At 72.1% G+C, this 15,444-nt stretch carries 12 protein-coding genes and 1 tRNA gene; 4 read left to right on the top strand and 9 right to left on the bottom strand.

Annotated elements, in window-relative coordinates; translation table 11 throughout:
- Window positions 1-70: 70 nt before the first annotated feature.
- The 5 genes from AC4F3Q_RS10005 to rsmI form a co-directional block, all read right to left on the bottom strand.
- Window positions 71-985 (bottom strand): TatD family hydrolase, encoded by a 915-nt coding sequence (locus tag AC4F3Q_RS10005; protein WP_491039832.1) that lies wholly within the window; start codon window positions 983-985, stop codon window positions 71-73.
- Window positions 986-2,590: a methionine--tRNA ligase gene (gene metG, locus AC4F3Q_RS10000; RefSeq protein WP_491039831.1), complete on the bottom strand. Its 1,605-nt coding sequence runs from the start codon at window positions 2,588-2,590 to the stop codon at window positions 986-988.
- Window positions 2,591-2,674: 84 nt separating this feature from the next.
- On the bottom strand, window positions 2,675-3,928 hold the full coding sequence (locus AC4F3Q_RS09995; protein ID WP_491039830.1) for a PQQ-dependent sugar dehydrogenase: 1,254 nt from the start codon (window positions 3,926-3,928) through the stop codon (window positions 2,675-2,677).
- Window positions 3,925-4,410 carry a hypothetical protein gene (locus AC4F3Q_RS09990; RefSeq protein WP_491039829.1) on the bottom strand — a complete coding sequence of 162 codons (486 nt, stop codon included), beginning with the start codon at window positions 4,408-4,410 and terminating at the stop codon, window positions 3,925-3,927. Before AC4F3Q_RS09990 ends, AC4F3Q_RS09995 begins: the two co-directional genes overlap by 4 nt.
- Window positions 4,411-4,507: 97 nt before the next feature.
- On the bottom strand, window positions 4,508-5,347 hold the full coding sequence (gene rsmI / locus AC4F3Q_RS09985) for a 16S rRNA (cytidine(1402)-2'-O)-methyltransferase (protein ID WP_491039828.1): 840 nt from the start codon (window positions 5,345-5,347) through the stop codon (window positions 4,508-4,510).
- A 37-nt stretch (window positions 5,348-5,384) separates the two neighbouring features.
- Between rsmI and AC4F3Q_RS09980 the strand changes: the two genes are divergently transcribed.
- From AC4F3Q_RS09980 to ald, 4 genes are all read left to right on the top strand, one after another.
- On the top strand, window positions 5,385-7,040 hold the full coding sequence (locus AC4F3Q_RS09980) for a dolichyl-phosphate-mannose--protein mannosyltransferase (protein ID WP_491039827.1): 1,656 nt from the start codon (window positions 5,385-5,387) through the stop codon (window positions 7,038-7,040).
- Between the two features lie 162 nt (window positions 7,041-7,202).
- Complete coding sequence (locus tag AC4F3Q_RS09975; RefSeq protein ID WP_491039826.1) at window positions 7,203-8,936, top strand: ABC transporter ATP-binding protein; 1,734 nt, start codon at window positions 7,203-7,205, stop codon at window positions 8,934-8,936.
- Window positions 8,936-10,930, top strand: a complete 1,995-nt coding sequence (locus AC4F3Q_RS09970) for an ABC transporter ATP-binding protein (RefSeq protein WP_491039825.1) — start codon at window positions 8,936-8,938, stop codon at window positions 10,928-10,930. Before AC4F3Q_RS09975 ends, AC4F3Q_RS09970 begins: the two co-directional genes overlap by 1 nt.
- 112 nt (window positions 10,931-11,042) lie before the next feature.
- On the top strand, window positions 11,043-12,164 hold the full coding sequence (ald, locus tag AC4F3Q_RS09965) for an alanine dehydrogenase (protein ID WP_491039824.1): 1,122 nt from the start codon (window positions 11,043-11,045) through the stop codon (window positions 12,162-12,164).
- A 77-nt stretch (window positions 12,165-12,241) separates the two neighbouring features.
- Here ald and AC4F3Q_RS09960 read toward each other — a convergent pair.
- The 4 genes from AC4F3Q_RS09960 to AC4F3Q_RS09945 form a co-directional block, all read right to left on the bottom strand.
- Window positions 12,242-12,314 (bottom strand) — tRNA-Ala (locus AC4F3Q_RS09960).
- Between the two features lie 88 nt (window positions 12,315-12,402).
- Window positions 12,403-13,530, bottom strand: a complete 1,128-nt coding sequence (locus AC4F3Q_RS09955; protein ID WP_491039823.1) for a hypothetical protein — start codon at window positions 13,528-13,530, stop codon at window positions 12,403-12,405.
- Between the two features lie 69 nt (window positions 13,531-13,599).
- On the bottom strand, window positions 13,600-14,214 hold the full coding sequence (locus AC4F3Q_RS09950) for a GNAT family N-acetyltransferase (protein WP_491039822.1): 615 nt from the start codon (window positions 14,212-14,214) through the stop codon (window positions 13,600-13,602).
- The gene (locus AC4F3Q_RS09945) at window positions 14,211-15,437 is read right to left on the bottom strand and encodes a molybdopterin molybdotransferase MoeA (protein WP_168447688.1); all 1,227 of its coding nucleotides are present in this window, start codon (window positions 15,435-15,437) and stop codon (window positions 14,211-14,213) included. The genes AC4F3Q_RS09950 and AC4F3Q_RS09945 overlap by 4 nt, the downstream gene beginning before the upstream one ends.
- Between the last annotated feature and the right edge of the window lie 7 nt (window positions 15,438-15,444).

The following is a 15,444-nucleotide window of genomic DNA, read 5'->3' as shown; positions in this document are numbered from 1 at the left end:
ACACACGTCCCGCACGTGACGTGAGTCCTATCGGCACAAACGTGGACAACTTGAGCACGGGCACGACGTGTCACCAGTCGCCGTAGACACGCACAGCCGTCTCTGCCGTCGCGCGCGCGACGTCGTGAGCCGGGCTGTCGAGCGCCGCCGCCATCCCGCGCACCGTGTGCGGGAGCAGGTAGGGCGCGTTCGGGCGGCCCCGCACGGGGTGCGGGGTCAGGTAGGGCGCGTCCGTCTCGACCATGACGAGCGAGAGAGGTACGGCACGCAGCGCCGCGCGCAGGTGCTCGTTCGCCGGGTACGTCACCGGCCCGGCGAACGACAGGAACCACCCGTGCGAGGCACACACCCGCGCCATCTCGGCATCACCCGAGAAGCAGTGGAACACCGTGCGCTCGGGCGCGCCGTCAGCCTCGAGCAGCTCGATCACCTCGCGGTGCGCGTCGCGGTCGTGGATCTGCAGCGCGAGGCCGAGCTCCTTCGCGAGCGCGACGTGCGCACGGAACGACGCGCGCTGCACCTCGCGCGCCTGCTCCCCACCCCGGAAGAAGTCGAGACCCGTCTCGCCGATCGCGCGGACACGCTCGTGGCGGGCGAGGGCCGCGATCTGCGCGAGCGCGTCGTCGAGCGGCACCGCGTGGTGCTCGCGCGCCAGCGGGTCGAGGCCGTCGGGAGCGACCTCGCGGATCCCGGCATGGAGCGGCGCCTCGTTGGGGTGCAGCGCGACGGCGCCGAGCAGCTCGCGGTGCTCGTCGAGCATCGCGACGGTCTCGCGCGCCGCAGGCAGGTCGCAGCCCACCTGGACCATGCGCGTCACCCCGGCCGCGGCCGCGCGGGCGACGTGCTCCGCGACGGTCGGCACGTGCTGAGAGCCGTCGAGGACGTGATGGATCGACTCGAGGTGCGTGTGGTTGTCGACGACCTCGACGCCGAGCGGCTCAGGGTCCGGCGGCCAGCTCCGGTCCCGCTCCCGGCGACGTCCCACTCAGACCTCAGGCTCGTCGAGGCGCGGGAAGAGCACCGCCCCCTTGGTGATCGTGGTGCCCGCCACGAGGGTGCCGAACGTGCCCGCACCGTTCACCGGCTGCGCGTCGAGCGCGCCGAGGCTCTCCGCAGCGCCGAGGGACTCCCACAGCCGCTCGGTCGCCTGCGGGATGACCGGGTGCAGCAGGACGGCGAGCGAGCGCAGCGCCTCGGCCGCGGTCACGAGGATCGTCGCGAGACGGCCGCCCTGGCCGGTCTGCGTCTCGTCCTTCGCGACCTTCCACGGCTCGGTGTCGGTGATGTAGTGGTTCGCGGCGTCGACGAGCGTCCAGACGGCGCTGATCGCCTCGTGCGGTGCGATGCGGTCGATCGCGGCGTCCGCGTCCGCGGCTGCCTTCGCGGCGACCGCAGCGAGGTCGAGCTCGAGCTGGGTCGGCTCGCCCGCCGCCGGCAGCACGCCGCCGAAGTACTTGCCGACCATCGCGGCGACACGCGACGCGAGGTTGCCGAGCCCGTTGGCGAGGTCGCCCGCGTACCGCGCGGACATGTCCTCCCACGAGAACGAGCCGTCGGAGCCGAACGAGATCGCGCGCATGAAGTAGTAGCGGAACGCGTCCGAGCCGAAGTGGTCGATGATCTGGCTCGGCGCGATGCCCGTGAGCTTGGACTTGCTCATCTTCTCGCCACCGACGAGCAGCCATCCGTGCGCGAACACGGTCGTAGGCAGCGGCAGGCCTGCCGCCATGAGCATCGCGGGCCAGATGACCGCGTGGAAGCGCAGGATGTCCTTGCCCACGAGGTGCACGTCCGGCGGCCACACCTGCGCGAAGCGCTCGGCGCCCTCCCCCTCGGTGTCGCCGAGGCCGACGGCGGTCGCGTAGTTGAGCAGCGCGTCGAACCACACGTAGAGCACGTGCGACGAGTCCCACGGGATCGGGATGCCCCAGTCGAACGTGTTGCGGGAGATCGAGAGGTCCTTCATGCCGCTCTTGACGAACGAGACGACCTCGTTGCGCGCGGACGCGGGCTGCACGAACTCCGGGTGCTCCTCGTAGAGAGCCAGCAGCCGGTCGGTGTAGGCGCTCATCCGGAAGAAGTAGTTGTCCTCCTCGAGCCACTCCACGGGACGCGAGTGGATCGGGCACACCTTCTGGCCCGCGTACTCGCCCTCGCCCGCGAGGACCTCGCCCTCGAGCTTGAACTCCTCGCAGCCGACGCAGTAGTAGCCCTCGTACTTGCCCTCGTAGATCTCGCCCGCGTCGAAGAGACGCTGGATGAACGCCTGAACGCGGTCGACGTGCCGCTCCTGCGTCGTCCGGATGAAGTCGTCGTTGCGCGCGTCGAGCGTCTCGAGCACCGGCTTCCAGGCGGACTCGACGAGGCGGTCTGCCCACTCCTGCGGAGTGACGCCGTTCGCCTCGGCGGTGTTCATGACCTTCTGCCCGTGCTCGTCGGTGCCCGTGAGGAACCAGACGCTCTCCTGCCGCTGACGGTGCCAGCGGGTGAGGACGTCCGCCGCGACCGTCGTGTACGCGTGCCCGATGTGGGGGGCGTCGTTGACGTAGTAGATCGGCGTGGTCAGGTAGAAGGACTTGGTCTGCGCCATGGCGTCATCCTAGAACCCGGCGGGCGCGGGGCGGGACCGCGTCCCGCGCACCGGAGCGCGCGGCACGGACCGCGCAGCGACGGGTCAGGGAACCTCGGTGACCTGGAGGCGGACGCGCAGCAGCCGGTCGTCGTCGTCGCCCGGGTCCCCGCGGCCGTCGGTGCTGCCCGTGACGACGAGGAGGTCCCCGCCGGGGAGCGCGACGACGTTGCGGACCCGGCCGACGCCGTCGAGCAGGACGGTCGGCGTCGCAGGCTCGCCGCGCACGAGGGTGCCGAGGTCGACGCGCCACACGCGCTGGCCGCGCAGCGCGGCGACGTAGACGCCGTCGGCCGTCACCGCGATACCGCTCGGCGACGCCTCGTCGGTGGACCACGTCACGAGCGGGTCAGCAAAGCCCGCAGCCTCGCCGCCGGTGCCCTCGACGTCGGGCCAGCCGTAGCTCGCGCCCGCGACGATCTCGTTGAGCTCGTCGAACGCGTCCTGCCCGAGCTCGGACGCGTACATGCGCCCGTCCGCGTCCCACCCGAGGCCCTGGACGTTGCGGTGCCCGGACGTCCACACGAGCGAGCCGGGCAGCGGGTTGTCGCCGGGCACCGCGCCGTCGGGCTCGAGCCGGAGGATCTTGCCGCCGAGGCTGTCGAGGTCCTGCGCGTGCTCAGGGGTGCCCGCGTCCCCCGTGCCGGCGTACAGGCGGCCGTCGGGGCCGAACGCGAGCGCGCCTCCGTCGTGGTTGCCCGCCCGGGGGATGCCGTCGACGAGCATCTCGAGCGGACCGAGGGTCGTGCCGTCGAGGACACCGCGCAGGATCGCGTTGTCCTCCTCCCCGGTCCGGTAGACGTACACGTATCCGTCCGCCGGGAAGGTCGTCGCGACGGCGACGCCGAGGAGGCCGCCCTCGCCGCCAGGCACGGTCGTCTCGCGCAGCTCGTCGGCACCCGGACCGTCGACCCGTGCGCGCTCCCCGTCGGGCGTGACCCTCACGAGCCTCGCCGAGTCGCGCAACGACACCAGGAGGTCTCCGTCCGGGAGGACGGCGACGCCCCACGGGACGTCGAGCCCCGTCGCGACGACCTGCACGTCGGCGGCCGTCGCGGTCGACCGCGACGGGCTCGGCTCGGGCGTGGTCTCCGGGTCGGCCGGCGTGCCCGTCTCGTCGACGGGCGGCGACGACGCCGCACCCGGCACCGGAGCCACCGGCCTGCGCGGGGCCGCGTCCTTGCCGAACGCGCCCGCGAGCGCAGCCACGAGCAGGCCCACCGCGACCAGGCCCGCGACCACCGCGACTCCGACGCGCACGCGCGTCGGGACGGCGCGCCGAGCTGCCCGGTCCGTCACCGGGACTCTCCCTGCCACCCGAGGTTGCGGGCGACGCGCTCGAGCGTCGCGACCGTCACCTCGTAGTCGCGGGCAGCGATGCCCTTGCTCACGAGGTCTCGGCGGTGCGCGATGACCGCCTGCAGCTCCGCGTAGGCCGCCTCGCCCACGACGGTGACGCCGAGCGAGCCGACGTCGTCAGGCGCTCCCTCGAGGTGCTCCTGACCCGAGACCCAGCCACGGTGCCGCAGGTCGTCGACGAGCAACGACGTCGTGCCCGTACCGCCAGGTGCGTGCACGAACGGTGCGAGCACCGCATCGACCTGGACCGTGCTGCTCGCACCGTCACGGATCACGGAGAGCACCTGCCAGTGCCTCCGCGAGAGCCCGCCCCACTCCTCGGCATCCGCATCGAGCGACTCCTCGAGCAGCGAGTCGACGAGCTTGACCCAGAACCCGAGCGGGCGACCGGTGCCGCCCGCGATCGAACCTGACAACGGCATGACCCCGCTCCTCCCGCCGAGACTCCGGTCCTCCCAGTCTGGTCCAGCAGTGCGGCGGGCGCGACCTGCGCCCCGCTCGCACCGCGGGACGCGCGGGTCAGCGGGCGCGGGCGGCGAGCACGGCCTCGTAGAGGTCTCGCTTGGGCACCCCGGCGCGCTGCGCGACCGCCGCGACCGCCTCCTTGAGCCGTGTGCCGGCGTCGACCTGCGTCACCACGGCCGGGACGAGGTCCTCGACCGAGGGTGGCGCCTGCTCCTGCGCCCCTGCCACGACGATCGAGATCTCCCCGCGCAGCTGCTCCTCGCCCGCGCGCGCGGCAAGCTCGGCGAGGCTGCCGCGCAGCACCTCCTCGTACGTCTTCGTCAGCTCGCGGCAGACGGCGGCCGGGCGGTCGGCGCCGAACGCCTCCGCCATCGCCGCGAGCGTGTCGTGCACCCGGTGCGGCGACTCGAAGAACACCATCGTGCGCCGCTCGTCCGCGAGCGCACCGAACGTCCGGGCGCGGTCGCCCGCCTTGCGCGGCGCGAAGCCCTCGAAGCAGAAACGGTCCGTCGCGAGCCCGGAGACTGCGAGCGCGGTGAGCACCGCGGACGGCCCGGGCGCGGCCGTGACGCGCAACCCGCGCTCGACCGCGCGGGTCACGACGCGGTAGCCCGGGTCCGAGACCGTCGGCATGCCTGCGTCCGTCACGACGAGGACCGTGCCGCCACCCTCGACGACGTCGAGCAGCTCGTCGGCGCGCGCCGTCTCGTTGTGCTCGTGATAGCTGACGATCCGGCCGGCGACCCTGAGCTCGAGGCGCGCCGCGAGCGCGAGGAGCCTGCGCGTGTCCTCCGCCGCGACGACCTCCGCCTCGACGAGGAGGCGGCGCAGGCGCGGGGAGGCGTCCTCGACGTCGCCGATCGGGGTGGCCGCGAGGACGAGGGATCCGGTCATGCGCCAAGCCTGCCACGGCGTCGGCCCCTCCCCTACGATGGCGTCCGTGAGCGCAGCCGCCCCTCCCCCCACGTGGGACCCCGTCCCCGACGCGCCGGAGGAGACCCGGTCGACGCACGAGCGGCTGCTGGCGATCCTGCTGGGCGAGCGCGCGCTGCGCCTCGGGACGACGGCGTCCGACCGCCTCTGGGGCTGGCTCGGCCCGCTCCTCGTCGCGGTCGCCGCAGGGGTGCTGCGCTTCTGGCACCTCGGCCGGCCGGGCACGCTGGTCTTCGACGAGACGTACTACGTCAAGCAGGGGTACACCCTGCTCGTCGCCGGGTTCGACGCCGAGTGGCCCGAGGACCCGAACGCGTTCTTCGAGCAGGGGAACCAGGACGTCTGGCTCGACAAGGCCGACTACGTCGTCCACCCGCCGATCGGCAAGTGGATGATCGCGCTCGGGCTGCGCGTCGGCGGCTCGCAGAACCCGTGGGCGTGGCGGCTCGCGACCGCCGTCGTCGGCGTGATCGCGGTGTTCCTGCTCGCGCGCGCCGCGCGCCGCCTGTTCTCCTCGACCCTCGCGGGCGTCGTCGCGGGCGGGCTCTTCGCCGTCGACGGCGTGGGGATCGTGCACGCGCGCACGGGCCTGCTCGACAGCTTCGTCATGTTCTGGGCGGTCGTCGCGTTCGCGCTGATCGTCGCCGACCGGTTCGACTCGAGGCGACGGCTCGCCGCGCGAGCAGCCGCGCTGCTCGACGCACGACGCCCGCTCGGTCGGCGCGGGCCGTGGCTCGGAGTGCGCTGGTACCGGCTCGCGGCCGCGGTCGCCCTCGGCCTCTGCATCGGGACCAAGTGGTCCGGCATGTACTTCCTCGCCGCGTACTGCGTCCTCGTCGTGCTGTGGGACGCCTCGGCGCGACGCGCGGTCGGTGTGACCGGCTGGCCGATCGGGACCCTCCTGCGCGACGCGATCCCCGCCGCCGTGACGATGGTGCCGATCGCGATCGTGACCTACCTCGCGTCCTGGACCGGCTGGTTCCGCAACCCGTCGTCCTACATGCGCCACTGGGCGCAGGACAACCCCGGTCAGGGTGTCGGCTGGCTGCCTGAGTCGTGGCGGTCCCTGCTCGAGTACCACTCGAGGATGTGGGACTTCCACAACGGGCTCACGTCACCGCACCCCTACCAGGCGCACCCGCTCGGCTGGATCATCCAGTGGCGGCCCACGTCCTTCTACTACGAGGACCAGGCGTACGGCGAGGCTGTACCGACGGGCGGCACGTGCGGCTGGGAGCACTGCACCCAGGCCATCACGTCGATCGGCAACCCGCTGATCTGGTGGCTCGGTGCGCTGGCCGTGGCCGCGACCGTCGTCATCCTCCTACGGTGCAAGGACTGGCGCGCGACCGCCGTCCTCGTCGGGCTCGTCGCGGGATGGGTGCCGTGGCTCGGCTACGCGCACCGCACGATCTTCACGTTCTACTCGATCGCGTTCGCGCCGTTCGTGTACCTCGCGCTCACCTACGTCTTCGTCGTCGCGTGGGAATGGTCCGAGGGGCAACCCTCACGCCGGGTGGTCGTTCGGCGCACGGCCGTGGGGCTCGCGATCGCCATCGGCGTCGTCTCCCTGTTCTTCTACCCGATCTGGACCGCAGCGAACGTGCCGACGTGGTTCTGGCGTGCGCACATGTGGCTCCCCACCTGGGTCTGACGCGCTCGGCGGCCACCTCGCCTGCGTCCGGACGCGACGCGGGACGAACAACCTAGGTCCATACCTGGGTCGGGGATAAATGTCGGGTGCTCGTGGGAGGCTCGAAGGTAGCCTTTCCGGGCCGCTCGAAAGCCCCACCCCCGCCACCTGCCGGAGGCCCTCGTGTCCTTGCTCCGCCTCGCGCTGGCGTACCTGCGCCCCTACTACGCCTGGGTCGCGGCCGTCGTCGTGCTCCAGTCCGTCGCGACGATCGCGTCGCTCTACCTGCCGAGCCTCAACGCTCGGATCATCGACCAGGGCGTCGCCCAGGGCGACACCGACTTCATCTGGTCGACCGGCGTGCGCATGCTCCTCGTGTGCCTGGTCCAGGTCGCCGCTGCGATCGCCGGCATCTACTTCGGTGCGCGCGCAGCGATGGCTGTGGGCCGCGACCTTCGCCGCGACGTCTTCCGCAAGGTCGACTCGCTCGGCACGCTCGACGTGAGCCGGTTCGGCACCGCGACCCTCATCACCCGCAACACGAACGACGTGCAGCAGGTGCAGATGCTCGTGCTGATGACGCTCAACTTCATGGTCTCGACGCCCATCATGTGCGTCGGTGGGATCGTCATGGCGCTCCGTGAAGACCCCGGGCTCTCGTGGCTCGTGTGGGTCTCCGTGCCCCTCCTGTTCGTCGTCGTGACGTTCCTCGTCGTCAAGCTGCTCCCGCTGTTCCGCGTCATGCAGGAGCGCATCGACGGGATCAACGGCGTGCTGCGCGAGCAGATCGTCGGCATCCGCGTCATCCGCGCGTTCGTCCGAGAGACCTTCGAGTCCGAGCGCTACCGCGAGGCGAACCTCCGGCTGACCGACGTCTCGGTGCGGGTCGGCAACCTGTTCGTCCTGATGTTCCCTGTGATCATGATGATCCTGCACCTCGCGACCGCGGCGGTCCTGTGGTTCGGCGGCCACCGCGTCGACGCGGGTCTGATCGAGGTCGGTGCGCTCACCGCGTTCCTCCAGTACCTCCTGCAGATCCTGGTCGCCGTCATGATGGGCGTCTTCATGGTCATGATGATCCCGCGTGCCGCAGTCTCCGCCGAGCGCGTCCAGGAGCTCCTCGTCACCGCGCCGACGATGCTCGTCGCGACCGGGAACGCGCCCACGCCCTCGCGCGGCGACGTCGAGCTGCGCGACGTGACCTTCGGCTACCCCGGCGCCGAGCTGCCGGTCCTCGACCGCGTGTCCTTCGTGGCCCCGCAGGGCCGCACGACGGCGATCGTCGGGTCGACCGGCTCCGGCAAGTCGACCCTGCTCTCCCTGATCCCGCGCCTGTTCGACGCGCAGTCAGGCACCGTGTCGATCGGCGGCACGCGGGTCCAGGACCTGTCCCGCGAGCAGATCGCGACGCTCGTCGGCTACGTCCCGCAGAAGCCCTACCTGTTCTCCGGGACGATCGCCTCGAACCTTCGGTTCGGCAAGCCCGACGCCACCGAGGACGAGCTCTGGGAGGCGCTGCGCGTCGCCCAGGCCGCGGACTTCGTCCGCGAGAAGTCCGACGTGCTCGAGGAGAACGTCGCCCAGGGCGGCACGAACGTCTCCGGCGGCCAGCGCCAGCGCCTCTGCATCGCCCGGGCGCTCGTGGGACAGCCTCGCGTGCTCCTGTTCGACGACTCGTTCTCCGCGCTCGACGTCACGACCGATGCCCGCCTGCGGGCCTCGCTCGCGGACGCGACGGCGGACACGACGGTCATCATCGTCGCGCAGCGCATCGCCACGATCCGCTCCGCCGACCAGATCGTCGTGCTCGACGGCGGCAGGGTCGTCGGTACAGGCAGCCACGACGAGCTCCTCGAGAGCAACGACACGTACCGCGAGATCGTCGAGTCCCAGATGAGTGCGGAGGAGGTGGCCTGATGGCTGACGAGAACGTCGCAGTCCAGGACGAGACGGAGTTCCAGCCGGGCGAGGCCGACGGCGGGATGTTCGGCGACGGGCCGCCTGCCAAGAAGGCGAAGCACTTCTGGCCCTCCGCGAAGCGGCTCATCGGCCTGCTCGCTCCCGAGAAGGTCCTCATGAGCATCGTCATGGTGCTCGTCGTCGGGTCGGTCGTGCTCACGGTGGTCGCCCCGCGCATCCTCGGGCGCGCGATGGACGTCATCTTCAACGGCTTCCTCGGCAAGTCGCTGCCTGCCGGCGTCCCCAAGGACGTCCTCGTCGAGCAGCTCCGCGCCACCGGGGAGACCCGCCAGGCGGACATGCTCGCCGCGACCGACGTGATCCCGGGACAGGGCATCGACTTCAGCCGGCTCGCCGAGCTGATCGTCCTGGTCCTCGCGATGTACGTCGTGGCGTCCTTCCTCATGTGGGCGAACGGGTTCCTGCTCAACCGGCTCGTCATGCGGGTCGTCTTCCGGCTCCGCGAGGACATCGAGCGCAAGCTCAACCGGCTCCCGCTGAGCTACTTCGACACCCGCCAGCGCGGCGACCTCATGTCCCGCGTGACGAACGACGTCGACAACATCCAGGCCGCGCTGCAGCAGGCGTTCTCCCAGCTCGTGTCGTCGCTCATGACGGTCCTGGGCATCACCGTGATGATGTTCGTCGTCTCCTGGCAGCTCGCGCTCATCGCGCTCGTCGCGCTGCCCCTCTCGGGGATCGTCGCAGGCGTGATCGGTGTGCGGTCGCAGAAGCTCTTCGCAGCGCAGTGGAAGCACACCGGCGCCCTCAACGGGCACGTCGAGGAGTCCTACTCGGGCCTCGAGCTCATCCGGGCGTACGGCCGCGGCGAGGAGATGCTCGAGGAGTTCGACTCGCGCAACGACAAGCTGTTCTCCGCGTCGTTCGGGGCGCAGTTCGTGTCGGGCATGATCATGCCCGCGATGACCTTCATCTCGTACCTGTCCTACGTGCTCGTCGCGGTCGCAGGTGGGCTCCGGGTCGCATCGGGGAGCATCACGCTCGGCGACGCGACGGCGTTCATCCAGTACTCGCGCGAGTTCACGCAGCCCGTGAGCGAGATGGCCTCGATCGCCAACATGCTCCAGTCCGGCGTCGCGTCGGCGGAGCGGACGTTCGAGCTGCTCGACGCCGACGAGCAGGAGCCGGAGGACGTGCGCGCCACGCTCCCCGAGGCTGCCCACGGCCGGGTCGTCTTCGAGGACGTGTCCTTCAGCTACGACCCCGAGGAGCCCCTCATCGAGGGCCTGTCCTTCACGGTCGAGCCGGGACAGACGGTCGCGATCGTCGGGCACACCGGCGCGGGCAAGACGACCCTCGTCAACCTCGTCATGCGCTTCTACGAGCTCGGTGGCGGCCGCATCCTGGTCGACGGCGTCGACATCCGGGACCTCTCGCGCGACGAGCTGCGCGGACGCACGGGCATGGTCCTCCAGGACGCGTGGCTCTTCGAGGGCACCATCCGGGAGAACATCCGGTACGGCCGGCTCGACGCGACCGACGAGGAGGTCGTCGAGGCGGCGAGGGCGACGATGGTCGACCGCTTCGTCCGGCAGCTCCCGGACGGGTACGACACGGTCATCGACGCCGACGGCGGCAGCGTGTCGGCGGGCGAGCGCCAGCTCATCACGATCGCCCGAGCCTTCATCGCGCAGCCGTCGCTGCTCATCCTCGACGAGGCGACGTCCTCGGTCGACACGCGCACCGAGCTGCTCGTCCAGCACGCCATGGCGGCGCTGCGCTCAGACCGCACGTCGTTCGTGATCGCGCACCGGCTCTCGACGATCCGGGACGCTCACACGATCCTCGTCATGGAGCACGGCGCGATCGTCGAGCAGGGCTCGCACACCGAGCTGCTCGAGCGGCGCGGGGTCTACCACGCGCTGTACGAGAGCCAGTTCAAGGGGTCGACGACCGGCGACCCGAACGCCCCCGAGGGAGCGTCGGCCTGAGCACAGGTACGGAGGGCGGTGCGCTGCGGCGTTCCGCCCTCCGTGCTGTCCGCGTCCGTCCACGCAGGTCTACCGTGTGAGCAAGAGCGGTTCCTGTGAGCGGAGGACTGGCGTGCGCATCGGAGTTCCGACCGAGATCAAGGTCCACGAGTACCGCGTCGCCGTGACGCCGGCCGGCGTCCACTCGCTGACGAGCGCAGGCCATCAGGTCGTCGTGCAGTCGGGCGCTGGCGTCGGCTCGGCTCTCTCCGACGACGAGTACCGTGCGGCCGGCGCAACCGTCGTCGCGGGCGCGGCCGACGTGTGGGCCCGCGCCGACCTGATCTGCAAGGTCAAGGAGCCGCTGCCCCAGGAGTACCCCCTCATGCGCGACGGGCTCCTCCTGTTCACCTACCTGCACTCAGCCGCTGACCTCGCGGGGACGCGCGCCCTGATCGACCACAAGGTCACCGCCGTCGCGTACGAGACGGTGACCGCGCCCGACGGCTCGCTGCCCCTGCTCGCCCCCATGAGCGAGGTCGCGGGTCGCATCGCCGCGCAGGTCGGCGCGGTCGAGCTCATGCGGCCGCACGGTCGCGGCACGCTCATGGGCGGCGTGCCGGGGACGCCGCCCGCCAAGGTCGTCGTGCTCGGCGGCGGGACGGTGGGCCGCAACGCCGCGCAGGTCGCCGCAGGCATGCGCGCCGACGTGTGCGTCGTCGACATCTCGGCGGCGGCGCTGCGCGCGATCGACGCCGAGCTGTCGGGCCACGTGCGCACCGCGATGTCGAACCCGTGGGAGATCGAGCCGTTGCTCCTCGAGGCGGACCTCGTGATCGGCGCCGTGCTCGTGCCGGGCGCTCGCGCGCCGCACCTCGTCTCCGAGGGGCTCGTCGCACGCATGCGCCCCGGGTCGGTGCTCGTCGACGTCGCGATCGACCAGGGCGGCTGCTCCGAGGTCTCCCGCCCGACGACGCACGAGTCACCCACGTACCGCGTCCACGGGACGACCGTCTACGCGGTGACGAACATGCCCGGCGCCGTCCCGGTCACGTCGACACGTGCGCTCACGAACGCGACCCTCCCGTACCTCCACGAGCTCGCGAACGTGGGCGACACGATCGTCGAGGGCCGCGATCCCGCGCACGGCCTGCACCCGCGGCGGGCGGCGCTCCTCGCGGGCCTCAGGGCCGGGCTGACGACGCACGGGGGCGAGGTGCGCAACGAGGTGGTCGCCCGCGCCCACCGCCTCTGACGGCGCGGTCCCGGGGCCACGTGGCCGGAGAACGCCAGAGGGACCGTCTCGGTGAGACGGTCCCTCTGGGCTTCCGGTGGAGCTAAGGAGATTCGAACTCCTGACCTCTTCGATGCGAACGAAGCGCGCTACCAACTGCGCCATAGCCCCGTGAAGCGTTACCTAGGTTAGCACCTGCACCACGTGCTTTGCACATCCGCGTCGGGCTGCAGGAGCCGCCCGTCCGGGTGGCTCCGACTCACTCGCCCGACGCGCGCCGACGAGCGAGGATCGCGTCGAGGTCGAGCCCGAGACCCTCGGTCGAGACAGTCTCGGACTCCTCCGCGCTCGCGACGCTCGCGCTGCTCGCCCGCTCGGACGCGTTGCTCGGCGTCGTCACGTCGTCCTCGTGGAGCGGTGCCGGCTCGCGGCGCGGAGCCGCGGCCTTCATCGTGTAGGTCGGGCGCGGCAGCGAGAACCCTGCGAGCTCGCCGCCCTCCGCGACGACGTTCTCGGGCGCGGGAGCAGCGTCGACCTCGACCGCCGTGGTCGTCGCAGCGTCCTCTGCGGACGCAGGGGCAGCGACAACCTCGGTCGCTGACGCCGTCGCAGCAGCCTCGGCACTGCGCGCGACGACCGCGCGGACCGCGTCCGAGGAGATCATCTGGGTGCTGACGTCGCTCGCGTGGACGGCGCGCCCCGTGACGGACGGTCGCGCCTGCGCCGGGGAGGACGCCGAGCGCGCCTTCACCGCCACGGTCGCGTCGGCTCGGCGCCCGGCGACGACCGCGCGGCGGCCGAGCACGAGCACGCCGCCGAGCATCGCCGTCAGCACCGACGGGATCGCGACGTGGATCGAGAACGCCGAGACCGCGGTCCAGGCGATCGCGGAGGCGGACAGGAGCGTGAGCGTGAGGGCGAGACGGCGCTTCGCAGCGGCAGCGCGCTGCTCGGCGACGGCCGCGCGCCGTGCGCGCATCGCCGCGGCCTCGCGGGCGGCGTCGCTGCTGCGCGGGGTCGTGACGGGGCGTGCGGACACAGGTCGGGTACGCCCGGCCGGCGACACCGCGCGCTGAGCACCCGTGGTGGGTCGATCCATGTCCTGCGCTCCCTTCGCGCGTCCGGCGATCTGTGCTGCGCTGACCGCGGGCATCGAGCCCGTGAGCAGCTGATCGTGCTTGAGCTGTCCCGGTCCGCAGTCCCGGGTCTCGGTCACGAAGGTCCGAGCCGGTCGTGCGACCGCGAGGATCCGCATCGCACCCGAGAAGCGGTCGTCCGACCTCGCCTCGAGGAGCAGGTCGCGGTGACGCGTCCGTTGCGGCAGCAGGTAGGCGACCCACAACCCGACAAGGGCCAGGATCCCGGCCCCGCCTGGAATTGGTTCCACCATTGAGACGGTATGCGAGGGCGCTCGGCTGGCCGCGCACGCGGCGCGGCGTGTCTTACACCGTTGTCATTAACGCCCTTCGCGCGCGGCCTGCCAGCGCGCCAGCAGCCCGCCCGGGACCTCTTCCGCGGTGAGGGCGAACGTGCGGTGGTCGCACCACCGCCCCTGGATGTGGAGGTACCTCTCACGCAGGCCCTCGTCCCGCAGGCCGAGCTTCTCGACGACACGCAGGCTCGGTCCGTTCTCGGGGCGGATGTTGACCTCGATCCGGTGCAGCTGCAGCACGGAGAAGCAGTGGTCGACGGCGAGCGCGACGGCGGTCGGCACGGCGCCGCGACCTGCAGCCTCGCGCGCGATCCAGTACCCGATGCTCGCCGAGCACAGGGAGCCGTACGTGATGCTCGAGACGGTGAGCTGGCCGACGAGCTCGCCGTCGACCTCGAGGCCGAAGGGCAGGGTCGTGCCCGACCGCGCGAGCCGGCGCAGCGCGGCGACGTAGGACGCGAACGTGCCGGGCGGGGTCGAGTGGCCCTCGGGGGTGGTCGCGTCCCACGGGGTCAGCCACGCCGTGTTGCGCAGGCGGATGTCCGTCCAGGCCGCGGCGTCCGAACGACGCAGGGGGCGCAGGACGACGCTGCCCGCAGGGCCGTCGTCCCGCAGGACCACGGGCCAGCCGCGGGTCATCCCTCGAGCACCAGGCAGTTGACGCGCTCGCCGAGCTGGACGAACGTCTGGTGCTCGGGCACGACCGCGAGGGCGTTCGCGTCGGAGAGCGCCGACAGCGAGAGCTGGTCGAGCGTCGCCGGGTCGCCGACCGGCGTCACGCGGTATCCCTCGTCGGGGCTCCCCACGAGGTGCGCGGGCACGAACTGCCGCACGTCGGCCGGGCTGCTCCACGCGACGTCGGCGTACGCGGCGACCGACGGCCGGAACAGGTCGGCCTTGCCCGCCATCGCGCGCAGCGCGGGCCGCACGAACACCTCGTACGAGATCTGGGCGGCGACGGGCTGGCCGGGCAGCGCGAAGATCGGGACCTGGCCCTCGCCCTCGCCGAGCATCCCGAAACCCTGGTGGCGGCCGGGGCTCACGGCCACGTGGTCGAACCGCACCGTGCCGAGCGGCCCCAGCACGTCCTTGAGCGTGTCGTGCGTCCCTTCGGACAGGCCGCCCGTCGTGATGAGCAGGTCGGCGCGCACGAGCTGGTCCTCGATCATCTCTCGCAGCGTCGCGCGGTCGTCGGAGACCGCCGCGACGGGGATCGCGACCGCGCCCGCGTCCTGCACCGCGATCGCGAGCGCCTGCCCGTTCGCGTTGTAGACGCCGTCGCCGCGGCGGCCAGGCTCGATGAGCTCGGACCCGACGGGGAGGATCACGACGCGCGGACGCGGGTGCACCCGCAGCCGCTGGCGGCCGAGCGCCGCGGCGAGGGAGATCTGCCGGGCGCCCAGGCGCACCCCTGCCGCGATCGCGACCTGGCCCGCGACGACGTCGGCCGCGGCGTGGCGCACCCCTGCGCCTGCCGGCGAGGGGCGCAGGACGCGCACGGTCGCCGTGCCGCGGTCCGTCACCTCGAGCGGGAGGACCGTGTCCGCGCCGAGCGGCACGGGCACGCCCGTGCTCACCCGGATCGCCTGCCCCGGCACGAGCCGCACGGGCTCGACCGCACCCGACCACACGTCCTGGACGACGGGCAGCGACACCGCGCCGCCGTCGGCAGCGCCGTAGACGTCGTCGTGCCGGACGGCGTATCCGTCGTGGAGCGCGACGTCGCGCGCGGGCACGTCCGCGGGCGCCAGGACGTCCTCGGCGAGGATGCACCCCGCCGCGTCCGCGAGCACGACGTCGAGCGGTGGCACGGGGCGCAGCGCGGCGAGCGCCTCCGAGAGGTGGGTCTGGACCGGTCTCACGATCGCA

The sequence above is a fragment of the Flavimobilis sp. BM9 genome (assembly GCF_058313055.1).
This window is presented reverse-complemented; position numbering and strand designations above follow the sequence as displayed.